At 52.8% G+C, this 24,547-nt stretch carries 22 protein-coding genes; 18 read left to right on the top strand and 4 right to left on the bottom strand.

Features of this window, described 5'->3' with window-relative positions:
- Nucleotides 1-306 precede the first annotated feature (306 nt).
- The 4 genes from xylF (at nucleotide 307) to xylR (ending at nucleotide 5,434) form a co-directional block, all read left to right on the top strand.
- The gene (gene xylF / locus EO763_RS21565) at nucleotides 307-1,302 is read left to right on the top strand and encodes a D-xylose ABC transporter substrate-binding protein (RefSeq protein WP_161530462.1); all 996 of its coding nucleotides are present in this window, start codon (nucleotides 307-309) and stop codon (nucleotides 1,300-1,302) included.
- A 116-nt stretch (nucleotides 1,303-1,418) separates the two neighbouring features.
- Nucleotides 1,419-2,960 carry a xylose ABC transporter ATP-binding protein gene (locus EO763_RS21560; RefSeq protein ID WP_161530165.1) on the top strand — a complete coding sequence of 514 codons (1,542 nt, stop codon included), beginning with the start codon at nucleotides 1,419-1,421 and terminating at the stop codon, nucleotides 2,958-2,960.
- Nucleotides 2,961-2,988: 28 nt separating this feature from the next.
- The gene (xylH, locus tag EO763_RS21555; protein ID WP_244322102.1) at nucleotides 2,989-4,119 is read left to right on the top strand and encodes a xylose ABC transporter permease XylH; all 1,131 of its coding nucleotides are present in this window, start codon (nucleotides 2,989-2,991) and stop codon (nucleotides 4,117-4,119) included.
- Between the two features lie 136 nt (nucleotides 4,120-4,255).
- A complete protein-coding gene (xylR, locus tag EO763_RS21550; RefSeq protein WP_161530163.1) occupies nucleotides 4,256-5,434 on the top strand; it encodes a D-xylose utilization transcriptional activator XylR in 1,179 nt (392 codons plus the stop codon).
- Between the two features lie 66 nt (nucleotides 5,435-5,500).
- Here the strand turns inward: xylR and EO763_RS21545 are convergent, their stop codons facing one another.
- Entirely contained in the window at nucleotides 5,501-6,076 is a 576-nt protein-coding gene (locus EO763_RS21545; RefSeq protein ID WP_039542456.1) for a DJ-1/PfpI family protein, read from the bottom strand.
- Between the two features lie 426 nt (nucleotides 6,077-6,502).
- Between EO763_RS21545 and argG the strand changes: the two genes are divergently transcribed.
- Both argG and EO763_RS21535 read left to right on the top strand, forming a co-directional pair.
- Nucleotides 6,503-7,849, top strand: a complete 1,347-nt coding sequence (gene argG, locus EO763_RS21540) for an argininosuccinate synthase (protein ID WP_161530162.1) — start codon at nucleotides 6,503-6,505, stop codon at nucleotides 7,847-7,849.
- Nucleotides 7,850-8,116: 267 nt separating this feature from the next.
- Nucleotides 8,117-8,770, top strand: a complete 654-nt coding sequence (locus EO763_RS21535; protein WP_040032263.1) for an acyl-homoserine-lactone synthase — start codon at nucleotides 8,117-8,119, stop codon at nucleotides 8,768-8,770.
- On the opposite strand, the gene EO763_RS21530 is transcribed toward EO763_RS21535, so the two are convergent.
- The 3 genes from EO763_RS21530 to EO763_RS21520 form a co-directional block, all read right to left on the bottom strand.
- Nucleotides 8,748-9,485, bottom strand: coding sequence for a LuxR family transcriptional regulator (locus EO763_RS21530; RefSeq protein ID WP_040032264.1), 738 nt, complete (start codon nucleotides 9,483-9,485; stop codon nucleotides 8,748-8,750). The genes EO763_RS21535 and EO763_RS21530 overlap by 23 nt on opposite strands.
- A 377-nt stretch (nucleotides 9,486-9,862) precedes the next feature.
- The gene (gene pemB, locus EO763_RS21525) at nucleotides 9,863-11,065 is read right to left on the bottom strand and encodes a pectinesterase PemB (RefSeq protein WP_161530161.1); all 1,203 of its coding nucleotides are present in this window, start codon (nucleotides 11,063-11,065) and stop codon (nucleotides 9,863-9,865) included.
- 21 nt (nucleotides 11,066-11,086) lie between these two features.
- Complete coding sequence (locus EO763_RS21520; RefSeq protein ID WP_161530160.1) at nucleotides 11,087-11,428, bottom strand: GlpM family protein; 342 nt, start codon at nucleotides 11,426-11,428, stop codon at nucleotides 11,087-11,089.
- A gap of 198 nt (nucleotides 11,429-11,626) precedes the next feature.
- On the opposite strand from EO763_RS21520, the gene EO763_RS21515 reads away from it, so the two are divergent.
- From EO763_RS21515 to EO763_RS21460, 12 genes are all read left to right on the top strand, one after another.
- A complete protein-coding gene (locus EO763_RS21515; protein WP_161530159.1) occupies nucleotides 11,627-12,643 on the top strand; it encodes a 3-oxoacyl-[acyl-carrier-protein] synthase III C-terminal domain-containing protein in 1,017 nt (338 codons plus the stop codon).
- On the top strand, nucleotides 12,640-13,668 hold the full coding sequence (locus EO763_RS21510; RefSeq protein ID WP_161530158.1) for an NAD-dependent epimerase/dehydratase family protein: 1,029 nt from the start codon (nucleotides 12,640-12,642) through the stop codon (nucleotides 13,666-13,668). The genes EO763_RS21515 and EO763_RS21510 overlap by 4 nt, the downstream gene beginning before the upstream one ends.
- Nucleotides 13,661-14,467 carry an MBL fold metallo-hydrolase gene (locus EO763_RS21505; RefSeq protein WP_161530157.1) on the top strand — a complete coding sequence of 269 codons (807 nt, stop codon included), beginning with the start codon at nucleotides 13,661-13,663 and terminating at the stop codon, nucleotides 14,465-14,467. Before EO763_RS21510 ends, EO763_RS21505 begins: the two co-directional genes overlap by 8 nt.
- The gene (locus EO763_RS21500; RefSeq protein WP_161530156.1) at nucleotides 14,464-15,750 is read left to right on the top strand and encodes a F390 synthetase-related protein; all 1,287 of its coding nucleotides are present in this window, start codon (nucleotides 14,464-14,466) and stop codon (nucleotides 15,748-15,750) included. The genes EO763_RS21505 and EO763_RS21500 overlap by 4 nt, the downstream gene beginning before the upstream one ends.
- On the top strand, nucleotides 15,750-16,403 hold the full coding sequence (locus tag EO763_RS21495; RefSeq protein WP_161530461.1) for a phosphatase PAP2 family protein: 654 nt from the start codon (nucleotides 15,750-15,752) through the stop codon (nucleotides 16,401-16,403). Before EO763_RS21500 ends, EO763_RS21495 begins: the two co-directional genes overlap by 1 nt.
- 4 nt (nucleotides 16,404-16,407) lie before the next feature.
- A complete protein-coding gene (locus EO763_RS21490) occupies nucleotides 16,408-17,532 on the top strand; it encodes a sterol desaturase family protein (RefSeq protein WP_161530155.1) in 1,125 nt (374 codons plus the stop codon).
- A complete protein-coding gene (locus EO763_RS21485; protein ID WP_161530154.1) occupies nucleotides 17,525-18,652 on the top strand; it encodes a fatty acid desaturase family protein in 1,128 nt (375 codons plus the stop codon). The genes EO763_RS21490 and EO763_RS21485 overlap by 8 nt, the downstream gene beginning before the upstream one ends.
- Nucleotides 18,652-19,749: an acyl-CoA desaturase gene (locus EO763_RS21480; RefSeq protein ID WP_161530460.1), complete on the top strand. Its 1,098-nt coding sequence runs from the start codon at nucleotides 18,652-18,654 to the stop codon at nucleotides 19,747-19,749. Before EO763_RS21485 ends, EO763_RS21480 begins: the two co-directional genes overlap by 1 nt.
- A 60-nt stretch (nucleotides 19,750-19,809) precedes the next feature.
- Nucleotides 19,810-20,739 (top strand): lysozyme inhibitor LprI family protein, encoded by a 930-nt coding sequence (locus EO763_RS21475; RefSeq protein ID WP_161530153.1) that lies wholly within the window; start codon nucleotides 19,810-19,812, stop codon nucleotides 20,737-20,739.
- A 289-nt stretch (nucleotides 20,740-21,028) separates the two neighbouring features.
- Nucleotides 21,029-22,468 carry an aldehyde dehydrogenase gene (gene aldA, locus EO763_RS21470; protein ID WP_161530152.1) on the top strand — a complete coding sequence of 480 codons (1,440 nt, stop codon included), beginning with the start codon at nucleotides 21,029-21,031 and terminating at the stop codon, nucleotides 22,466-22,468.
- A 227-nt stretch (nucleotides 22,469-22,695) separates the two neighbouring features.
- Nucleotides 22,696-23,856 (top strand): FMN-dependent L-lactate dehydrogenase LldD, encoded by a 1,161-nt coding sequence (gene lldD, locus EO763_RS21465; protein WP_039501819.1) that lies wholly within the window; start codon nucleotides 22,696-22,698, stop codon nucleotides 23,854-23,856.
- Between the two features lie 106 nt (nucleotides 23,857-23,962).
- Entirely contained in the window at nucleotides 23,963-24,463 is a 501-nt protein-coding gene (locus tag EO763_RS21460) for a GrpB family protein (RefSeq protein WP_161530151.1), read from the top strand.
- The last annotated feature ends 84 nt before the right edge of the window (nucleotides 24,464-24,547 follow it).

The following is a 24,547-nucleotide window of genomic DNA, read 5'->3' as shown; positions in this document are numbered from 1 at the left end:
AAACATAATTGGAGGATAAAAATCTGTAATTGATGGGGGGATGTTTAGCGACAATACTCATCTGGCTATTGGAGTCTTACCCGTCATACTTCAAGTTACATGTGCGTTGGCAGCGTTCAGTCACCCGAATCACTTACTTGTGTAAGCTCATCGGGATTTCCTCTCTTGCCGCGTTATTCGGCCTTATGGCCTCACCCCTTTGGGGTCAGCGCAAGCACTGTTCAAAAACGCCTTGGCGTTTTTGTCCTGTAACTCGAATTATTTAGGGTATCGCCCTGCATCTTAAATAAAAAAAGGTACGCTATGATGAAAGTTAACCATTTTTTACTCTCAGCTTGTGCCGTATTCACTTTAGCTTGTCAGCCCGGATTCGCGAAGGACGTTAAAATAGGCATGGCGATTGATGACTTGCGTCTTGAACGCTGGCAGAAAGATCGCGATCTTTTTGTTGAGCAAGCTAAAAAGCAGGGCGCTGATGTTTTTGTTCAATCAGCAAACGGCAATGAAGCGACGCAGATTTCTCAAATAGAAAACATGATCAATCGCGGTGTCGATGTATTAGTGATTATTCCTTATAACGGTCAGGTACTTGGCAATGTTATTGCAGAAGCAAAACGCGAGGGAATAAAAGTGCTTGCTTACGATCGCATGATTAATAATGCGGACGTGGATTTTTATATTTCATTTGATAATGAAAAGGTTGGAGAACTACAGGCGAAATATCTCGTTGATAAGGTGCCCAGCGGGAACTATTTCTTAATGGGTGGCTCACCGGTCGATAATAATGCGAAGCTGTTTCGTCAGGGGCAAATGAAAGTGCTCACGCCGTTGATCGAGAGTGGGAAAATAAAAGTGATCGGCGATCAGTGGGTTGATGCCTGGCTACCAGAGAACGCGCTGAAAATTATGGAAAATGCGCTAACAGCAAATAGTAATAAGATCGATGCTGTTGTGGCGTCGAACGATGCCACGGCGGGCGGGGCGATTCAGGCGCTTGCCGCACAGGGATTAGCAGGGAAAGTTGCGATTTCTGGTCAGGATGCCGATCTGGCGGCCATCAAACGGATTGTCGCAGGCACGCAAACCATGACGGTCTATAAACCGATCAGCAAGCTGGCGAAAGACGCCGCAGATATCGCCGTGGCGCTCGGTTCCGATAAAGCTCCGGAATCTAACGCTAAATTAAACAATGGCATGAAAGATATACCTTCCTTCTTACTGACTCCTATTCCCGTCGATAAATCCAATATCGATTCCACCGTCATTGCCGATGGCTTCCACAAAAAAGCGGATGTGTATTAACGCACGCCGCAGCCAATAGATTTCAGGATGTAGGAAATTTACCGAGCCACGATATGCCGTTGTGGCTCGCCACTGTCGCTGACGAGGTCTGAGACACCTGAATCACGGGGGCCACGATGCCGCATCTGTTAGAAATGAAAAACATCACGAAGGCGTTTGGTGCGGTGAAAGCCGTAGATAACGTTAGCCTGATGCTGGAGGCAGGTCAGGTCTTGTCGCTGTGTGGCGAGAATGGCTCTGGCAAATCGACCTTAATGAAGGTGCTGTGTGGCATTTACCCGTATGGCAGCTATGACGGGCAGATCGTGTTCTCGGGTGACGAGCTACGCGCCAACCATATTCGTGATACGGAGCAAAAAGGCATCGCGATCATTCATCAGGAACTGGCGCTGGTGAAAGAGATGACGGTGCTGGAGAACCTCTTTTTGGGCAACGAGTGGACGCGTTTTGGCGTGATGGATTACGACAATATGTATCTACGCTGCCAGCGTATGCTGGAGCAGGTCAAGCTGGCTGTCGACCCGAATACCAAAGTGGGTGAGCTTGGATTAGGTCAGCAGCAACTGGTGGAAATCGCCAAAGCGCTGAACAAGCAGGTGCGTCTGCTGGTGCTGGATGAGCCAACGGCCTCATTGACCGAGCGGGAAACCGCTATCCTGCTTGAGATCATTCAGGATCTGCGCGATCACGGTATCGCCTGCATCTATATCTCGCACAAGCTCAACGAAGTTAAAGCCATTTCCGATGTGATTTGCGTGATTCGCGACGGGAAGCCTATTGGTACGCGTCCGGCGGCCGAGCTGAGCGAGGACCAGATCATCGCCATGATGGTGGGGCGAGAGCTGACGGAGCTTTATCCCAATGAACCGCATGTCATTGGTGAAGAAGTGTTACGCGTAGAACACCTGACCGCCTGGCATCCCGTCAATCGCCATATTCGCCGGGTGGATGATGTCTCGTTTGCTCTACACCGAGGCGAAATTCTCGGCATTGCCGGGCTGGTTGGGTCGGGGCGTACGGAGACGGTGCAGTGCCTGTTTGGTTCCTATCACGGCCATTGGCAGGGCGACATCTTTATTGATGGTAAGCCAGTGACCATCAGCAACTGCCAACAGGCGATGGCACAGGGCATTGCGATGGTGCCGGAGGATCGTAAGAAGGACGGCATCGTTCCGGTGATGAGCGTGGCGCAGAACATGACGCTGGCGGCACTCGACCAATTCACGGGGGCGTTTTCCATGCTGGATGATGCCCGTGAGCAGGACATCATCCGGCAATCGCTAGCGAACCTGAAGGTGAAAACGTCCAGCCCAGAACTGGCGATTGCCCGGTTAAGCGGCGGCAACCAGCAAAAAGCGGTGTTGGTGAAATGCCTGCTGTTGAACCCCCGCATTCTGATTCTCGATGAACCCACGCGCGGCATTGATATCGGTGCCAAATACGAAATCTATAAACTTATCAATGCGCTGGTAAAACAGCACATTGCCGTCATTGTCATTTCTTCTGAATTGCCCGAAGTGCTGGGGTTGAGCGATCGGGTATTGGTGATGCATCAGGGGCGTATCAAAGCGGATTTGATCAATCGTGATTTAACCCAGGAACAGGTTATGGAAGCTGCATTGAGGAGTGAACATCGTGCTGAAAACATCGCAGTCTGAACAACAACATATTGCTGGCTCTGCCTTGATGCTGCAACGGCTGAAAAGCATCAACCTTCAGGTCTACGTGATGATTGCCGCCATCATCGCCATCATGCTTTTTTTCACTTACATGACCGACGGGACGTATCTCAGCGCGCGTAATCTCTCTAACCTGCTGAGGCAAACGGCGATCACCGGCATTCTGGCGGTTGGCATGGTGTTTGTCATTATCTCTGCCGAGATCGATCTGTCGGTCGGTTCGATGATGGGGCTGTTGGGTGGTGCGGCGGCTATTTTTGATGTCTGGTTTGGCTGGCCCTTGCCGTTGACCATCGTTGTGACGCTCGCGCTGGGATTATTGCTGGGGGCGTGGAATGGCTGGTGGGTCGCCTACCGGAAAGTCCCTTCGTTTATCGTGACGCTGGCGGGGATGCTGGCTTTTCGCGGCATTCTGATCGGTATCACCAATGGGACGACGGTTTCTCCGACCAGCGAAGCGATGTCGCAGATTGGGCAAAGCTATCTGCCTTCTGGCATCGGTTTTATGTTCGGTGCCATCGGGCTGATGGTGTTTATTGCCTGGCAGTGGCGTCGACGCAGCAGTCGTGCCCGATTAGGGTTACCGATAAATCCACCCGCAGGTGATATTGGCCGTCAGACCGTGACGGCACTGGTGGTACTGGGCGCGATTTATCTGCTGAATGACTATCGCGGTGTGCCAACGCCAGTGCTGGTGCTGACGCTGTTGATGCTGGGCGGTATTTTTCTGGCGACGCGAACCGCATTTGGCCGCCGTATCTATGCCGTGGGGGGGAATATTGATGCCGCTCGCCTATCGGGAGTGAATGTCGAGCGCACCAAAATGACGGTATTCGCGATTAATGGCCTGATGGTCGCAGTCGCCGGGCTGATTCTCAGTTCACGATTGGGGGCTGGTTCGCCATCCGCTGGGAATATTGCCGAGCTGGATGCGATTGCCGCCTGCGTGATTGGTGGCACCAGTCTGGCAGGCGGGATTGGCAGCGTAGCGGGTGCGGTGATGGGGGCATTTATCATGGCGTCGCTGGATAACGGGATGAGCATGCTGGATGTACCTACGTTTTGGCAATACGTCGTAAAAGGCGGAATCCTGCTATTGGCGGTATGGATGGATACCGCGACAAAGCGGCGTGTATGACGTGATGTTGAGTCTGCGGAGGAAATACGCGGCGGCTCGCAGTAATCAGCAAATTATTTTGGCCTCTGGGGGCGCTGTGCTATTCAAGGAAGAAGACTTTATTCAAGGAACTTGCGATTAATGAGCGCCAACTGCCATGTTTGAAAAACGCTATCGCATCACGCTGCTGTTCAACGCCAATAAAGTGTATGACCGTCAGGTGGTTGAAGGCGTTGGCGAGTATTTACAGGCTTCCCAGTGTGACTGGGACATCTTCATCGAAGAGGATTTCCGTTGCCGCATTGATAACATTAAAGAATGGCTGGGCGACGGCGTGATTGCCGATTTTGACGATGGTGAGATTAAACGGCTGCTACAGGATGTGAACATGCCGCTGGTGGGGGTGGGTGGTTCTTATCACCAGCCTGAGGATTATCCGCCTGTGCATTATATCGCGACAGATAATTATGCACTGGTGGAAAGCGCGTTTATGCACCTCAAAGAGAAAGGGCTGAACCGCTTTGCGTTTTATGGCCTGCCGGCATCGGGTGGGAAAGGCTGGGCGCAGGAACGGGAGCACGCTTTCCGACAGCTGGTTGCGGCAGAAAAATATCAGGGCGTGGTGTATCAGGGAATGGAAACGTCGCCGGATAACTGGCAATACGCGCAGAATCGGCTGGCTGACTGGGTGCAGGGGTTACCGCCGCAGACGGGGATTATTGCGGTGACGGATTCCCGCGCGCGCCATCTGCTACAAGTCTGCGAACACCTGAATATTGCCGTACCGGAAAAGCTGTGCGTCATCGGGATCGATAACGAAGATCTGATTCGCTACCTTTCACGCGTCGCGCTCTCGTCAGTTGCGCAGGGCACGCGCCAGATGGGATATCGTGCAGCGAAACTGCTGCACCAGCTGCTGTTGAATCAAACGGATGTACCGCTGCAACGTATTTTGGTGCCGCCGGTTCGGGTGGTTGAACGTCGCTCAACGGATTATCGCTCCGTGCACGATCCTGCTGTTATTCAGGCGATGCACTTTATTCGCTATCACGCCTGTAAAGGGATTAAGGTTGAGCAGGTGCTGGATGCGGTAGGGATTTCCCGCTCTAATCTGGAAAAACGCTTCAAAGACGAAGTCGGCCAGACGATTCACGGTGTCATTCATGCAGAGAAGTTGGATCGGGCGCGTAACTTGCTGATATCGACCTCGCTCTCGATTGGCGAGATTTCGCTGATGTGCGGCTACCCTTCTCTGCCCTATTTTTATGCCGTCTTTAAGAAAGGGTATGACATCACGCCGAAAGAGTATCGCGAGCGTTATGGCGAAGGTTATTAAGGTTATTGATGCGGGAAGGGCAGGAAGGCGCGAGGGTGCGCGCCTTATCATTAGGTTGGTGAACAGTTACGCTGGCACGCGCCAGTAATCGTAATCGATGTGCTCAACCTGGAAGTTGGCGTTTTCTTTGTCACCGGTCAGGCGGTTGGCGAGGGTAAAGGCAAAATCGAATGTCACGCCCAGACCTTTACCGCTGATCAGATTGCCGTCTTCCACGACTTTCTCGTCAACATAAATGCCATCGGTCACGTCCTGCCATAAATTCCCGGAGCAAACGTAGCGGCGGCCTTTCAGCAGTTTGTTACCACCCAGCACGCGCGCGGCTGCGGAGCACAGTGGGCAAATCAGTTTTCCCGCGTCATCGTGGCGACGGATAAACTCGACGACCATCGGGTTTGCGGCCAGATTGACCGTCCCCTGTGGGCCGCCGGGAATGACCACGGCATCAAACAGCGTGTCCTGGTTTCTTTCCAGCAGAGCATCGGCAAACATGCGAATATTGTGATAACTGTGCAGCTCCAGTCTGTCATAGCATGACAGCATGGTGACTTCTATCTTCATACGGTGCAGTACATCAATCACCATAATCGCTTCTGCTTCTTCAAACCCAGGAGCCAGCAGAACGGCGACTTTCTTAGACATAGCATCTCCAGCAATATGCAAGGGAAGGTGTTAACCGCAAGAGGATAGCAAAGAAATATCGATAAAATGAAACGATGTTTTATTAATGTCGGGTGGGTCGCGTAAACGATTTTTGCTGCTTAGTCTGAAGAGAAGATAGCGCTATACTTGCTAACTTGGTCGTGAATTGGCCGCGAATTTTTTTGCATGAAAGTATGACTCTTCTCTTCCTGTCCTGCCAAAAAGATGTTTAAATTATCACTCACTTATTTTGCATAAATATGCATTTGTGAGTGTGTCGATGTTGGTCATCGGCCAGCCCGCTTGATGCAGGATGTGCACAAGGTGCGAACACTCACGAATGTATGGCGTAACATAATGGTGTGGCGGCTAAGCTGATACCCTAGGGGTATATCACCATAGATCTTTCGAGCAGGGATTACATATATGACAACGATTCTCAAGCATCTTCCGGTTGGTCAGCGTATTGGTATTGCGTTCTCGGGTGGTCTGGATACCAGCGCTGCGCTGCTTTGGATGCGTCAAAAGGGCGCGGTTCCTTATGCGTATACCGCAAATCTGGGGCAGCCAGACGAGGATGACTACGAGGAAATCCCACGTCGGGCGATGGAATACGGTGCAGAAAATGCGCGCCTTATCGATTGCCGTAAGCAATTAGTCGCTGAAGGTATCGCTGCAATTCAATGTGGCGCATTCCACAACACGACAGCGGGCGTAACCTATTTCAACACCACGCCGCTGGGCCGTGCGGTTACCGGTACGATGCTGGTTGCCGCGATGAAAGAAGACGGCGTAAACATCTGGGGCGACGGTAGCACCTATAAAGGCAACGATATTGAGCGTTTCTATCGTTACGGCCTACTGACCAATGCTGAACTGAAGATTTACAAGCCGTGGCTGGATACCGATTTTATTGATGAGCTGGGCGGCCGTCAGGAGATGTCCGAGTTTATGTCACAGGCAGGGTTCGGCTATAAAATGTCGGCCGAGAAAGCCTATTCCACCGATTCCAATATTCTGGGTGCGACGCATGAAGCGAAGGATCTGGAATTCCTGAATTCCAGCGTCAAAATCGTTAACCCGATTATGGGCGTGAAGTTCTGGGACGAGAACGTCAAAGTACCAGCAGAAGAAGTGACCATCCGTTTTGAACGCGGTCACCCGGTTGCGCTGAACGGCAAGACCTTTACCGATGACGTTGAACTGATGCTGGAAGCGAATCGCATCGGTGGCCGTCACGGTCTGGGCATGAGCGATCAGATTGAAAACCGTATCATTGAGGCGAAAAGCCGCGGCATTTATGAAGCGCCGGGAATGGCACTGCTGCACATTGCCTATGAGCGTCTGGTTACTGGTATCCACAACGAGGACACTATCGAGCAATACCACGCTAATGGCCGTCAACTGGGGCGTTTCCTGTATCAGGGACGCTGGTTCGATTCTCAGGCACTGATGTTGCGTGATGCTTCTCAGCGTTGGATCGCCAGCGCCATCACCGGCGAAGTGACGCTGGAACTGCGCCGTGGCAATGATTACTCCATCATGAATACCGTGTCTGACAATCTGACCTATAAGCCAGAGCGTTTGACCATGGAGAAAGGCGACTCGGTGTTCTCGCCGGATGACCGTATTGGCCAACTGACCATGCGCAATCTGGACATCACCGACACGCGTGAAAAACTGTTTAACTATGCTGAAACAGGCTTGCTCTCTTCCTCCGCCAGCACGGGTCTGCCGCAGGTCGGGCAACTGCAGGATAAAACAGAGAAATAACGCACAGATTGAGTAATATAAAAATCCGGAATCGTCTCGCGCTTCCGGATTTTTTTTATCTGTTTATCATATGTTTATATTGGGTTTTCTCGTGTTGTCTTTTTATGTGTGAACTCTTGCTGACAATGCGGGTTGCATCTGTACAACCGCCGTGGAAAGCGACAGAATACAATGACAATAAGCCGAGAATTTTAAAAGGCGAAAGAACGTATTGGATGGTGTATCTGTTTTTGTGATGTCTAGCTGCAAATTTTCAATGGAGGAAAAATGTTAGAAATATTTGATGTAAGTTACACACTATTGTCGGAAAAAAAATCGGAAGAATTGTTTACGCTCAGAAAAGAAACTTTCAAGGATCGGCTTAATTGGGCGGTAAAATGTATTAATGGGATGGAGTTCGATCAATACGATGACGATAACGCGACCTATCTTTTCGGCGTAGAGGATAATCAGGTTATTTGCAGCTCCCGGTTAATCGAAACAAAATATCCTAATATGATTACCGGCACATTTTTTTCCTATTTTGATAAAGTAGATATTCCCGAAGGGAATTATATTGAGTCGAGCCGATTTTTTGTAGATAAGGCTCGTTCGAAAACTATTTTAGGTAATACTTATCCCGTTAGTACGATGTTCTTTTTGGCAACGGTGAATTACTCAAGAAGTAAAGGGTATGATGGCGTTTACACAATCGTCAGCCATCCTATGCTCACAATATTAAAGCGATCTGGCTGGAAAATTTCTGTTGTTGAACAAGGGTTGTCAGAAAAGCAGGAAAGGGTTTATTTACTGTTTTTACCTGTCGACAAAGAAAGTCAGGATGTGTTAGTTCGTCGTATAAATAACAATCAAGAATTCGTTGAAAGTAAGCTACGAGAGTGGCCACTGTCTTTCGAGCCTATGACTGAATCGGTCGGATAAGCTGTAGTTCGATGCCAAGTCTGATTGCATGTTTGGCATTTAATACACCGAGTTTTTTTACAACATTCCCGATGTGGAATTTAACGGTGCCTGTTTTAATGCCTAATATCAGCGCGATTTCTTGATAGGTTTTTCCCATACTGGCCCAGTAGAGAATTTCATTTTCTCGTTGAGAAAAAATATCTTTATCATTTGACCTTTCATCCTCTTTGTTTCTAATCATCTCTCTGTAAAGAGAGATGGTTTCTGCATGGATATTCATCAACGTCATTTGTAACTTATCTTTATTACTCTCAATAACCTCATCAATGTTACTTACATTAGATTCGTCAATCATGATAGATAACATAACCAGATTGTTACTATGGTCATGAAGAACAAAAGTATAGCCGTTAGTGATGTTATGCTCTCTGGACAAGTTGAATATCTTTGACATCTTCAACTGTGTGCTGACAAGTAAATCTTCATCCCAAGGGAAAGGTGTGATCTTATTAAGAGCAGCAATGACTACAGGATCAATGTGTTGATAGTTGTTGGCTCGGTATATCTCTCTCCACTCATCGTGGTGATTTGAAATGATAAGAATTTCTGTAGGTTTTTTCTTATTTAATACCATATAAGAATATTTGATGTCGCCATAGTGACTTAATGCGGTATCGAATTGATTTTTTATTACCTTGCTTATAGTTTCGTTATTGGAGAATAATTGCGACATCTCATGACCTCAGTCTGAAAACTCAACATCCTGTAATAGAAAAAGTATATACCTATACCTATAGGTATATCTATAAGAACCTATACCGATAGCTCTACCTATACCTTAGTATAGCTTTTCTTTGCGGTTTAAAAACATACAATCTTACAACAATGTTAAGGACGTAAAGCAAAAGGAATAAACACCGCTCTGGATAAGCGTGATGACTGGCTAACATCAGGGAATGCTAATTAAGCAAGATTTATCAATAGTATAATAAAAATAATGTTTTTCCTCCTCATGGCCTGTATTGTTTACAGGCCCATCAGGTCTCAATTACATTAATTGTCTTCATGAGTCGCATCCGCCTTTCATATTCTGTTCTCTTCCGTCTGATATCACACCGCGTCGATATTGTGGTATTCCCACAGCCGATTGAAATGCACATCGTCGAGATTGCGGGCTGAATCCGCGTTACCCGCAAAGGGCCGTGCGGTCGTTGCCGCAGCTCCCCACGGTTGCTCTTTGTCATAGCTGGCGTCAATCGTGCTGTCGCGAATCACTAGCTGGCCGTTTGCTGTCTGCCCCGGCTGGTATCCCGTCTGCCTTGCTCCCTGATCCCAGGCGCGCCCCAGTTTGGCCTTTCTTTCTCCGCTGAAGCCCTCGTCTCCCGTAAAACGACACGCCACTGCCAGAAAGCCGTACTGCACCCACGGCATGCTATCAGGCGCGAAGACGTGAATATCTTTCGCCCCACGGCTGGAAACGGTATGAAAGTGGACACGCTCGAATACTGCGGTCGCGCGCCCAAAAACGTAATCGACATCACCCTCAATGTAGCTGTCTTTAATGTAGGCCCGGCTATAGCGGTCCGTGACGTACTCATTGCGGCGGTTGCTGGTATTGACGAAAAACGTATCCTGGCGACCGATGAGGCGAACCTGTTCAAGCTGTATCTTGTCGCCGTCGGTGCGCAGCGCGACGGCCTGATGCGCGCGACCATCCACTGAATCCAGCAAGGTATTCATTACCGTCAGGTTTTTCATCTGGAAATTGTCGCTTTGCGACCAGACCACGGCGGCACAAATGGTATCAATCGTCGCGTTCTGCTTTGACGCACAGAGGTCGTACAGGTACCAGGCAGGGTCTCCGAGCTGGTATTCGCCGTGTGAGTTCACTGTTTCTTGGTAGGTTGCCGGTGAAAACATCGAATCAAGCGCGAGTTGAATCACTACGTCATCCGGTTGTTCTCCCGCCCCACATAGCGTGAGCGGTGGCGCATCGGCGGGGATGTAGACCGTGCCGGTATAGGTGCCCGGCAGCAATGTAATCTCAATGTGCGCCCGATCCTGCTGCGCCCGCAGCGCGGCGTTCACCGCCTGTTGAATATGGGTATGTGTTGCACCATCCACCCCCACCTGCGGCCCAACAACCCACGGCGTCGCCGGATCGACCTCAATTGGTGCGGGCAGCCAGATATCAGCCTCCGTCTGACCATCGTTCCCACGCGGCGTGAAATAGTGCGGGAGCGTGAAGCGCTCTGCTTCCTGTGCGGAGAGAATAGGGCGATAAACGGTGCCGGGGTACGTCGTTTTTTTCATCGTGTTATCCTAATAAAGAAGTTAATTCCCCTGATACCACGTCCAGATTTTGACCAACAGTGCCGCTGACACACTCCAACACATGACCGCTGCGAGCAGTGCCTGTGGCAATTTCATCCACGCGGTAAAGTAATAAAGTGAAATGAGATAAACCAGATAAGGAATAACAGACCAGATGCCAAACAGGATGGTGGCGCGTAGCGCTTCCAGTCCGCGTTCGGTGCCAACGATGTAATGTGCGATCAGCGCGAACGTAGGAAATAGCGGCACCAGCCCGGCAATATAATAGTTTCGGCTTTTCGCCAGTACGCTGATGAGCAATACGATCAGCGCGCCAATAACCGATTTGATAAACAATGACATAAGTAGAACTTCTGGCTTAATTCAGCATCGCGAATGAACAGAGAATAGCGAAAAAGTGTCAGGATAGAATAGTGCGATCGCACAGCTTAAGATTTCAATTCGTGGTGATTTCGTTATTCTTAGCAGCAGAATGAATAAATACCGTACGTGATAGCCTGCTCAGTACAGCTAAAACGATAATGAATCTGAAAAGGATGGATGTTGAAGACGCAAAGCTATGCATTTACTCAGGGATTGGTTCCGCTCAAGATTATTTCTACCGGCAGCGCGCTTCCTGCGCAGCGGGTGATGTCGGCTGAATTGGATGTGCGGCTCAATAAACCCGCTGGTTATGTCGAAAGCCGTTCAGGCATTATCTATCGCCACCATGCGGATAATCATGCTAGTCAGGCCGAGCTCGGTGTGGCGGCGTTAAATGACGCGCTGACGCGGGGAATTATTCCGCCCGCGTCAATCGATCTGCTGCTGTTTGCTTCTGCCATTCCGATTCAGGCGCTGCCTTATAGCGCCAGCCATTTATTAAAGGTGTCGTCTCTGCCAAAAGGGACGGCCTGTTTTGATATTAACAGCAGCTGCGTCAGCTTTATTTCCGCGCTTCAGGTGGCAGCTGGTTTGCTGAATACTGGCGCTTATCGGCGCATTGCCATTGTCTCTACCGAACTGGCCTCACGCGGCATTGACTGGGATGATGAAGAGTCGTCGCTGATTTTTGGCGATGGTGCCGCGTGCGCCATTGTTGAACGCGGCGATGGGCGCAGCGGTATTGCGGCGTGCCTGCTGGAAACTTATCCGAAGGGCAACGAACTGTGCCAAATCCGCGCAGGCGGCACCTTGCGTAACCCGCGTGCGGGGATGGAGCTACATGATTTTCTGTTCCACATGCAGGGGAAACGGCTGTTCAGGCAGGCTTCTGCCTTGATTGAAGGCTATCTGCAACGTCTGCTGGATGCCAGTGGGTACTCGCTGGATCAGATGGCGGCGGTGGTTCCGCATCAGGCTAGTCACCTGTCGCTGGAACATATGCGCAAGCGGCTGGCGATTCCGACGGAAAGGCTGATTGATATTTACCGCTATCACGGCAATCAGGTCGCGGCGTCGATTCCGACGGCGCTGCATCATGCCATCGTGACGCAACGCCTGCCTGAAGGTGAACCCGCGATGCTGGTCGGTACGGCCGCCGGGCTGACGCTGGGCGGGATGGTACTGATCCCATGAGAGTCTTCGTCACGGGCGCAACCAGCGGACTGGGGCGTAACGCGGTGGAATGGCTGCTCCAGGCTGGGCATCAGGTGCTGGCCTGCGGGCGCGATCGCACGGTGGGGCAACAGCTTGAAGCACAGGGGGCGCAGTTCGCCCGCATTGATTTGGTGGAAACGTCGGTAGAGCAGTGTCGAACGCTGATGGTGGGCTGTGATGTGGTCTGGCACTGTGCCGCAAAATCATCACCGTGGGGTCAATATGATGATTTTTATCAGAATAATACCGAGGTAACGGCGCGACTGGCTGAAGCTGCGGGTCAGTTGGGTATCCCGCGCTTTGTGCACATCTCCACGCCTGCGATTTACTTTGATTATCAGCACCACCTGAATATTGATGAAAGCTACCGCGCGGTGCGTTTTGCCAATCACTATGCACAGACCAAATTTCTGGCGGAAGAACGGCTTCAGGCGCTGACGTCACGCTACCCGCAAACGACCTATGTCATCCTGCGCCCGCGTGGCTTGTTTGGCCCACATGACCGCGTGATACTGCCGCGTGTTCTGGAGCAAATCGCGGTGGGCGGCGGTGTGCTGTGTCTCCCGCGCGGTGGCGAAGCGCTGCTGGATCTGACGTTTGTCGGCAACGTGGTAGAGGCGATGGCGCTTGCCAGCCAGCGCACGGGGTTAGTTTCAGGTTCGGCGTACAACATTACCAATCATGAGCCCGCACGCCTTGCAGACATGCTTCAGCAACTGCTGGTCGGTCAGTTGGGCATGAATTATCGCGTTAAGGCAGTGTCGTATCCGTTACTGCACGCGGTGGCCGGTGGTATGGAGCTGTTCTCGTGGTTTAGCCGAAAAGAGCCGCTGCTGACGCGCTACAGCGCGGGAGCGGTGAATTTTGATATGACGCTCAGCGCGGAGAAAGCGCAGCAAGAGCTAGGCTATCAGCCGCGTTTTTCCCTCCAGCAGGCCATCGAGTTAACCGGTAACTGGTTCAAAACACACCTTGCGCAGCGGAGCACTGACGGACATGGCTAATATTTCGACGTTTGAAGTAGGGTACTGCCTGCATCCGGGTTGCATGGCGCTGCGTGGTGCGGGATGGAAGGTGTGCCGTTTTCCGGCGCGGGTCTGGATGCTGGAAAGTCAGGGTAAGCGCTGGCTGTGGGATACCGGCTATGCTCAGCATTTTACCGACGCCACGCGTTCCGGCCTGTTTCAACTGTACCGCAGAATGACGCCAGTGCATTTCGAAACGAAAGACGCGCTGATTCACCAGCTACACGCGCAGGGCATTCAACCTACGGACATCGATGGCCTGATTATTTCCCATTTTCACGGCGACCATATCGCGGGGCTGCGGGATTTCCCCTCCGTGCCGTTTATTTGTTCGGCGCTGGGCTGGCAGCAGACGAGACACCTGCGCGGTTTCGCCGCGTTGAAACGGGCGTTTGTCCCCGCGCTGATTCCTGAACATTTCGAGCAAGCGCTCCAGTTTGTTGAGAGCTTCCCGCTTACCGATCTGCCTGCGGAGCTGGCACCGTTTACGCAAGGCTATGCGCTGCCCGGTAGCGATAAAGAGATCGTGCTGGTGCCGTTGCCCGGCCACGCAGTTGGACACCTTGGCGCGTTTGTGCTGACCGAAAACGGCTGGGTGCTGCTGGCAAGTGATGCCGCCTGGTCGCCGCACAGCTATCGTGAAGGTCGCGGACCGTCGCGCTTGGCGAATCTGGTGATGGACGATCCTAAAGCCTATTACCGAACGTTAGACCAACTGCATCAGTTGCACTTGAACGGGCTGGTTGATATTCGGCTGTGTCACGAGGGCGACCTATGATTCCGCTGATGACGATCTGGCACTATTTCCGCGCCAGACGCCTGCGTTTTACCACCCGTCAGGCGCTTGAACGCCATCAGCAGAATCAGCTCGCCCGCTTCGCGCGACGGGTGCTGGCGCGTAGTCCCTATTTTCGTCCTTACTGCCAGCTTCCTATTACGTCGTGGCCGACGATGGATAAAGCCGTAATGATGGCTGAATTCGATCGCATGAACACCGCCGGGCTTAAGAAAGATGACCTGCTTGCCTGCGCACGCCGCAGCGAAGCGGATCGCGACTTCACGCCGAATGTGAACGGGTTTAGCGTCGGGCTGTCATCCGGTACGTCTGGCCAGCGTGGTCTGTTTGTTGTCAGCCCGCGCGAACAGCAGATTTGGGCGGGAGGCATGCTGGCGAAAATGCTGCCGGACGGTTTACGCGCCGGTGAACGGGTGGCGCTGTTTCTGCGGGCGGATAACAACCTGTATCACAGCGTCGATAACCGCTGGCTCAGCCTGTCGTTTTACGATCTCTTTGCGCCATTTTCCGGCCATTTTGCGCGGCTGGAAGCGTGGTCACCGTCGATTATCGTTGCCCCCGCACAGGTGCTGCGCGAGCTGGCGCTGGCGGTACAGCGCGGCGAACTGCGGCTAGCGGTCAAAAAGGTGATTTCTGTGGCTGAGGTACTGGAACCGCAGGATAAGCAACTGTTGCAGCAGGTCTTCGGGTTGGTCGGGGAAGTGTATCAGGCAACGGAAGGCTTTCTGGCATCGACCTGTGAACATGGCACGCTGCATCTTAACGAAGAATTTATTCACATTGAGCCGCAGTGGCTGGATGACGAACGCTTTACGCCCATCATTACCGATTTCACCCGCAGCACGCAGCCGATTGTGCGCTATCGGCTGGATGATGTGCTGGTCAAACAGCGGGAACCCTGCGCGTGTGGCAAAGTGACGATGGCGATAGCCCGTATTGAAGGGCGCAGTGATGACAGCCTGAGGTTGCCGAACCGCAACGGTGAAACTCAGACCGTGTTTGCCGATCTCTGTAGCCGAGTGATTGCTAACGCGCTGCCGCTGCATGCTGATTATCGGCTGGTGCAGCAGGGCGAGGCGACGCTGCATTTATCCGCCGCGTGTAGCCTGCCGGAGCTGGAAGCCTGTCAGGACAGTCTGGTGCAACAGTTTGTGTTGCAGGGCATTGATGCATCGCGGCTGCGGTGGCATCTCACCGCCGGGGAGATCGCGCCGGAATTTACGCAAAAGCGCAGACGGATTACCCACCTGAAGGGGGAAGCATGATGCGATTTCCTCAACATACGCTGCTATTGCGGCTGAAAGCGCTGCTCTTCGGCTGGGGAACGGTCGGCGTGGTGTATCAACTGAGTGCGCAGTTTCAGGGGCAGGGAATGGTACTGCCGACGTCGCTTGTTGATGAGTGGATTCCCTTTAGCGCTTCGGCTATCTGGCTGTATCTCTCCTTTTTCATCATCGTGCCGCTGTCCTATTTATCCTGCCCAATATCGCGTCTGGCAGGGTTACGTCGTGCAACGCAGCTCACCGCCTTGATTGCGGGCGCGGTGTACCTGATTTTTCCGACCACGATGGTGTATCCGCTGGTCGTCGGGGACGATTTTTCCACGCGTGTGCTACAGCTTTTGCTGCTTATCGACTCGCCACAGAATTGCCTGCCGTCGCTGCATATTGCGCTAACGGTGCTGGCGGTGTGGGCGATGAGCGATGGCCAGCAGAAAGTGAGGACCGGCTTGTATCTTCTGTGGGGAGCGGCGATAGCCTTTTCCATCCTGCAACTGCGCCGCCACCTGTTCATCGATCTGGTGACTGGCGCGATGCTGGCGGGGATCGCGGGATGGGTCTTTCTGCGTGGCCGAGAGGCGGTGAAGGCCATTTCCCCAGCGGCTCCGCTGCCTAACGATAAGCAGCATCAGGAATGACATCATGATCGATTTAGCACTACCCATTGTCTTCATGCTGGTTGTGGTGATTGGCGAAGCGCTGGTTTTACAGTGGATGCAGCGTGAAACAGTGAACTGGCATGACGTGGTTTTCAACCTGAATTCAGGGCATATCATGCTGTGGCTCTTTCGCAGCGTGGAAATTTTTTGCTACGGCTATGTCGCGGCGCATTTCAGTTTCGGCTGGGTGGAAACCTGGCCGCCGGTGCTGATGTGGCTGTTCGCGCTACTCGCCTGGGATTTCGGTTTCTATTGGCTACACCGTCTGCACCACACCTTCGGCGTGCTCTGGGCGGTGCACGTGGTTCACCATCAGGGAGAGCATTTCAATCTGTCACTGGGCGTGCGTAACTCCTGGTATTCCTCGCTGACCTCGATTCCGTTCTTCCTGATTCTGGCACTGCTCGGCGTTCCGCTGTACGTGTTCGTCACCGTGTCCATCCTGCATTACAGCGTTCAACTGTTTAACCATAATGCGATGACGCCCAAACTGGGCTGGCTGGAAAAGGTGCTGGTGACGCCAGCACACCATCGGGTACACCATGTGAATGACCGTGCGTACGCCGATAAGAACTTCGGCGGCACCTTTATTTTTTGGGACAAGCTGTTTGGCAGCTTTTGTCCGCAACTGCCTGACACACCTTTCCGCTACGGCGCGGGTCGGGAAATACCCTCGAAAAACCCGTTTTGGGCCAGTAACCTGCCTTTTCTGTCGTACCTGAAACTGTCTGTGCGCCGTACGCGTCAGGCGACGTTTCACTGTACGCCGATGGCGTTGATTGCTGGTGCGATGCTGCTTTTTGCGCTGGTGGTGGGCTACGTCTACCTGTATGGCTACGGCTATGATTCCGCCGATCTGTCGCAGGCGGCGCTCTTCCTATTGCTGGTGGCGGGGGCGGTTGCGCTGGGCGGCATTTCCGAAGGACGACGCTGGGGGATTTACGTTTGGTTATTGGTCGTGCTGCTATTCCCTGCCGTGTTTCTTGTCTATCTGGGCTGGGAAGCGCTCTACTGGAAGATGGCGATGCTGATGCTGGCGCTGCACGGGCTGGCGATGGCGGTCGGCTGGGGCCGACGCCCCCTGATTGAGGAGCATGAAAATGTCTAGTGTGCTTTCCGCCAAACGGTATCCTGCGAAGGGCGAACAGGCTTTCCATCGGGCATTACAGCGGGAAACGTCGGCCTATCTCCGCGCTAATCACGATCATCGCTTTGCCGATAGCGGGCAGTTTATTAAGGCCGGATTACTCTTTTTATGCTGCATCGCCTGTTATGCCCTTTGTTTAGTGCAGCAGGTGGCGTGGACGTTCTTCCTGAGCTATTTTTCTTTCATCATGCTGTCGATGTTATTGAATATCATCGTTAATCATGACGCCTCCCATAATACCTTTTTCCGCAACCAGACACTGAACCGCGTGGTCGGGCGCATCGTCACGTTGCCATTAGGCATCGATCCCGATTACTGGCGTTTGCGTCATGTGGACTTCCACCATCTTTATCCGAATGTGGAACATTACGATCTGGATACGGAAGAGAATGGGGTTTTCCGCCAAACGCCTTTTCAGCGTCACCGTTCCTACATGCGTTATCAGCATCTTTACTGGCCGCTGGTGGCCGCGTTCTCGCTCCCTTATATCGCTTGGATTTTTGATTGGGCCGATCGCTTGGGTAAAACCCCCGTTAATGCTCGTTCAGTACAGTTAGGCTACCGTGGATGGATGATTTTTATCGGCAGTAAAATCGGCCATATCCTGCTGTTATTGGTGATTCCCATCATGGTGGGGGCGGCACACGGCATTAGCCCAGGCATCGTGCTGTTAAGCTATTTGCTGGGTCAGATGCTGGCCTCGTTGCTGGTGGTGTTTTTACTGCTGGGTACGCACTGGGCTGAAGCTGAGTTTTATGCCGTTGCCGATACAGAGGCGATGCCTCAAGGCTGGTATCAGCACAACTTTGCGACCGCCTGTGACTGGCTGCCGACGCCGCGCTGGCTTGAGCATTGGACGGGAGGGTTAAACCTGCACCTGACACACCATCTTTTCCCTGGCTGGCATCATCGTCATTATCCTGCGTTAGCCGACATCTTACGGCGCGTGGCTGCTGAGCATGGCATGAACTACCGCTGTATTACCTATCGTGAGCTACTGGCTAGCCAGCGACGGTTTTTAAAATCGATGGGTGAGGGGAACGATCGGCGTACCGTGCAACATGGCTCAGAGGAAGGATGATGCTCGCACCGCTGAAGCCGCTACGCTATGAACAAGGCCGCGATCTGGCGTTGCATCGGGCGCTGATGAAGGCCGCGAATGACTATCTGGCCGCAGCGGGCGATCACCGTTTTGCCAACGCTGGGTTTATCGGCAAGATGCTGTTTCTGGTGGCGCTGTGCCTGACGTTTTATGGTTTCAGCCTCTGGCAGACGACGCTGTGGGGTTTTGCGGGCTGCTATTTTGGCTTTATTTTTACCGCCATGTTTCTGGCGGTGAACGTGGTGCATGACGCCTCGCATAACGTCTTTTTCCGGCGGCCGTGGGCAAATCGCCTGCTCAATATTGTGGTGAGTATTCCGCTCGGCATGGATTCCGACTGCTGGCGAGTGCGGCATGTGATTTTTCATCATGCGCACGTCAACGTGCAGCACTACGATCTGGACATCGAAGAGAACGGCGTTTTGCGGCAGTCGCCCTACCACCGGTTTCGCTTTTTTATGCGCGCCCAGCGCTACTACTGGCCGATGGTGGCATCGTTGACATTCCCCTGCATCATCTGGTTTTTTGACTGGCTCGATCGTGCGGGGAAAACGCAGGTGACGCGCAATATGACGCTTCAAGGCGGTAAGGGCTGGGGTGTTTTCCTGTTATCAAAAGCGCTGCATGCTCTGCTGGCATTGGCGATCCCCTATTGGCTGTTGTCGCCGACACCCGTCAGCGCCGGTGCGCTGTTGCTGGTTTACCTGCTGAGTCAAATGCTGTCGTCGCTGATTTTTGTCGTCCTGATTCTGGGGTCGCACTGGGCAAAGGGGACGTTCTATCAGGCACCGGAAGATGGCTTATTCAGGCATGGTCGCTATCAGCACGTGTTTTCCACCACGGTGGACTGGACTACCCGACCTGCCTGGCTTGGTTACTGGCTGGGACAGCTCAATATGCATCTGACCCACCATATTTTCCCCAACTGGAATCATCGGCACTATCCCGCGCTGTCGAAAATTATTGCGGAGGTTGCCCCGCGTTACGGCATTGATTATCAATGCATTACGTTGAAAGCGATTTTAGTTGAACAACAGCGCTTTCTTAAAAAGATGGGTGATGACAGCAAGAAATAGTCCGTTATCTATATTTATTAATAAGTTAGGTTTTTATCTGTATTCAAGGAGCGAGATTTCATGCGTTATTTATCTCTGGCCGTTTCATCCCTGCTGTTATTTTTTACCTCGTCCGTCTGGGCGATGGATTGCAGCAAGGCCAGTACAGACACTGAGAAAATGATTTGTGCCAGCAGCCGTTTGCAGCAGCTCGATGCGGTATTAAACAAGGCCTATCAGGGTTATGTGAAAAAGGAAGACAAAGCGCAAGCGCGTCAGGAGCAGCGCGCGTGGCTGGCTGAGCGTGACCGCTGTAAGGATGACGTTTGTCTGGGGGATGAGATGGTTTCCCGTATTCAGGCGCTTTCCGGCAGTGAAAATATTTCCCTGATTACTCAGGCATCAGGCCAGTGGGACTTCGTTCTCAGCGTGGCGACGTGCAACCTTGACCCTTCTTATTCAACCTGTGAAGGCGCGGGCACACTGGATATTTTCAAGAAAGGGCGTGGTGACCTGTTCCAGCGTATCAACATGGAAAATATATTCATCGAGCTGAACAATAAGGGTGAAGTCACAGCGAATTTGATCGAGGTCTACGGTGAGAACAACAGTGGGCTGGTAATTGATGATGCTAACTTCGACCATCATGTGGATATCATGCTGCGTAATGGCAATAACGGTGCTTACGGCGGGCCGTCTTACGATGTGTACCTGTTTGATGTGGAAAAGCAGCAGTTCACCCAGAATGCGCCGCTGACCGAGTTAGCCAGTTCCAACCTCGGCCTGTTCGAGATTGATGAGAAAAGTAAGACCATCACGACGTTTACCAAAAGCGGCTGCTGCTGGCACCAATGGTCTACCTATCAGATAGCCAATAATAAGCCTGTCCTGATTGTCGAAACCACAGAAGCTTACTCCGAAGAGAAGCAGGCGATGGTCGCCACCACCCGCGAACTGGTGGGCGGCCAGTGGAAGGTGAAGGAAGAGATAGTAAAAGTCGACGAACAGTAAAATTTCCCTGCTTCACAGACAGACGCCGTAGCTGAATGCGGCGTCTGTCACCGCCCCGTTCAGTCCCACTCTGCCGTTATTCCCCTGCATTCTCCGATACTTTGCAAAAGTGTTACGTCAGACGTTCTCTGTATGACTTTTTTGCCACTTGCCAGACTGAGATGGCAGCCATGAAAAGGTAAATGCAGCGCAAATCGCGCAGCATGGCAAAACTTCACAAAAAAGACGTGTTTTATTAACAACTCGTTTATGCGTTGTATTCTCTAACCCTACTTTGGAGATGCCTGACATGAGCACCACCCAAAAACGTATGTACATCAACGGTGAGTTTGTTGAAAACAGAAGCGGGAAGTGGATTGATGTGGTGAACCCGGCCACAGAGCAGGTTATTTCACAGATCCCGGAAGGCTCCGCTGACGACGCAAAGAGAGCGATAGAGGCGGCAGAAGCCGCACAGCCGGGCTGGGAAGCGCTGCCTGCGGTTGAGCGCGGCGTCTGGCTGCACAAGATTGCCGATGGTATTCGCGAACGCGAAGCCGAACTGACCGACACTATCATCGCAGAAGGCGGCAAAACGCACGGTCTGGCGCAGACGGAAGTGCTGTTCACCGCTGACTACCTCGACTACATGGCGGAGTGGGCGCGCCGTTATGAAGGCGAAATCATTCAGAGCGACCGCCCGAATGAAAATATCTTTGTCTTCCGCAAAGCCATTGGCGTCACGACCGGCATTCTGCCGTGGAACTTCCCCTTCTTCCTGATCGCGCGTAAAGCGGCTCCAGCGCTGATCACCGGCAATACCATCGTCATCAAACCGAGCGAGATTACACCGAATAATGCGGTGATTTTCGCCGAAATCATTCACAAAGTTGGACTGCCGAAAGGCGTCATCAATTTCGTTACCGGCTATGGCCCAACGGTAGGGCAAGAGCTGGCGGCTAACCCGAAAGTCGGCATGGTCAGCCTGACTGGCAGCGTGGCGGCGGGGATTGCTACCATGACGGCGGCGGCGCAGAACGTCACGAAGGTATCGCTGGAACTGGGCGGCAAAGCGCCCGCCATCGTGATGGACGATGCCGATCTCGATCTGGCAGTGAAAGCGATTGTCAGCTCCCGCGTGATCAACAGCGGGCAGGTGTGTAACTGTGCTGAGCGCGTTTACGTGCAGAAAGGCATTTACGACGAGTTTATCTCCCGTATTAAAACTGCGATGGAGCAGGTGACCTTCGGCAACACGGCGGAGAAGAAAGCGCTGGATATGGGGCCGTTGATCAGCGCGGCGGCGCGACAGCGTGTAGAAGACAAAGTGGCGAAAGCGGTATCACAGGGCGCGAAAGTGCTGCTCGGCGGCCAGCGCGAAAGTGGTACAGGCTATTTCTACCCGCCAACGCTGCTGGTGGACGTGAAACAGGACATGCCGATCATGCACGAAGAAGTGTTTGGTCCGGTGCTGCCCGTCGCGACCTTCGACACGCTGGAAGAGGCGATTACGATGGCGAACGACAGCGAATATGGCCTGACGTCGTCGATCTATACTCAGAATATCAATACCGCGATGAAGGCGTTGAAAGGGCTGAAATTCGGCGAAACCTACATCAACCGTGAGAACTTCGAGGCGATGCAGGGCTTCCATGCGGGCTGGCGTAAATCCGGTGTGGGTGGGGCGGACGGTAAGCACGGTTTGCAGGAATATCTGCAAACGCATGTCGCGTACCTTCAATTTCACTAAAAGCAGTTTCACTAAAGGCAATCTCACTAAAGTCATGCCGATCGCTTAAGTATCGAGATACACGGGGCGACCACAGGGGTGAGGCGTCCCTGCGGGAACCTCCCCCTGTGTTTCCCCTAAAAGCGGACTGAAGTGAACAGTATGAGCTCCACTAAAAGCAGTTCAAGTAACAGTCATGCCACTTACCGTAACAGTGGCACAAACAAGAAGAAGGATGGGAAAGGACGATGATCATCTCTGCTTCAACGGACTACCGGGCGGCGGCGCAGCGTAAGCTGCCGCCGTTTCTGTTCCACTACGCCGATGGCGGTGCGTATGGCGAGCACACGCTCAGGCGTAATACCGCCGATCTGGCGGATATCGCGCTGCGTCAGCGTATCCTGAAAAATGTCTCCGACCTGAGCCTGGAAACCCAACTGTTCGGCGAAAAACTGGCGATGCCGGTGGTGTTGGCACCCGTTGGCCTGACCGGGATGTACGCCCGACGCGGCGAGGTTCAGGCTGCCCGTGCGGCGGCGCAGAAGGGCATTCCCTTTACGCTGTCTACCGTTTCCGTCTGCCCGATTGAGGAGGTCGCCCCCACTATCGATCGGCCACTGTGGTTCCAGCTCTACGTGTTAAAAGATCGCGGCTTTATGCGCAACGTGTTGGAACGTGCGCAGGCGGCGGGGATCAAGACGCTGGTCTTCACCGTGGATATGCCGACGCCGGGCGCGCGCTATCGTGATGCCCATTCCGGTATGAGTGGCCCGAATGCGGCGATACGTCGCGTTTTGCAGGCGATGGTACATCCACAGTGGGCATGGGACGTTGGCCTGAACGGTAAACCGCACGATTTGGGGAATGTTTCCGCTTATCGCGGCACGCCGACGACGCTGGAGAACTATATCGGCTGGCTGGCGGAGAATTTCGATTCTTCTATTTCGTGGCAGGATTTGGCGTGGATCCGCGAGATGTGGAAAGGGCCGATGATCATCAAAGGTATCCTCGACCCAGAAGATGCCAAAGAGGCGGTGAGGTTTGGCGCAGACGGCATCGTGGTCTCCAATCACGGCGGTCGTCAACTGGACGGCGTGCTCTCGACGGCACATGCGCTGCCCGCTATCGCCGATGCGGTGAAAGGTGAGATCACCATTCTGGCGGATTCCGGTATTCGTACCGGGCTGGACGTGGTGCGCATGATCGCGCTGGGTGCGGATGGTGTGATGCTCGGACGCGCGTTTGTCTACGCGCTGGCCGCAGCGGGCGAAGCGGGCGTGGTTAACCTGCTGAACCTGATCGAAAAAGAGATGCGTGTAGCGATGACGCTCACCGGTGCCAAATCGATTGCCGACATCACCACGGATTCACTGGTGCAAGCGACCCAGCGGCGACTTGATGGCCTGTAAGCACGGATGACGCGGCGAGCATCACTCGCCGCGTGATGGCTTTTGAACCTTCCTCTGAACGTTGATAACCTTTACGGGATAGGACAACGTTGGGGAAGATAAGCGAATGGGCAAGCGCACGATTGCCGTGGTGGATTACGATCCACAATGGGTGACGAATTACGCAACAGAGGCGAGTGCGATAGCGCAGGCGCTCGGTGACGTTGCGGTGAGAATCCACCATATTGGTAGCACGGCCGTGCCGGGGTTACCCGCTAAACCGTTGATTGATATGCTGCTGGAAGTGGTTTCGCTGTCCGATTTGGATAGGTTGGATCACGTCATGGTCGATTTGGGCTATCGCCCCCGCGGCGAAAATGGGATAGCGGGGCGTCGTTACTACACCAAGGGCGGTGACGCTCGTACTCACCATCTTCACGCCTTCGTGGTGGGTGACGAATCTATTCAGCGACATTTGGCTTTTCGTGATTATCTGCGGGTGAATCCTGACGTGTGTGCGGAATATGCGGCAATAAAGCGCGCTGCTGCGCTGGCATGTGACCATGATGCTGTGGTGTATAGTCAGCTAAAAAATGACTTTATTGCCACACATGAGGCACGAATATAGCTGGTTGCTCAGCATCAGACGTTTTTTCCTGTATTGCAAATGCCCCACTTCGTTCTATATTTCGAGAGCAGATTGAACGAAGGG

Source organism: Pectobacterium odoriferum (assembly GCF_009931295.1).
Lineage (GTDB): Bacteria > Pseudomonadota > Gammaproteobacteria > Enterobacterales > Enterobacteriaceae > Pectobacterium > Pectobacterium odoriferum.
Note: the sequence above shows the minus strand (reverse complement) of the source record. Positions and strands in the feature narration are given on the sequence as shown.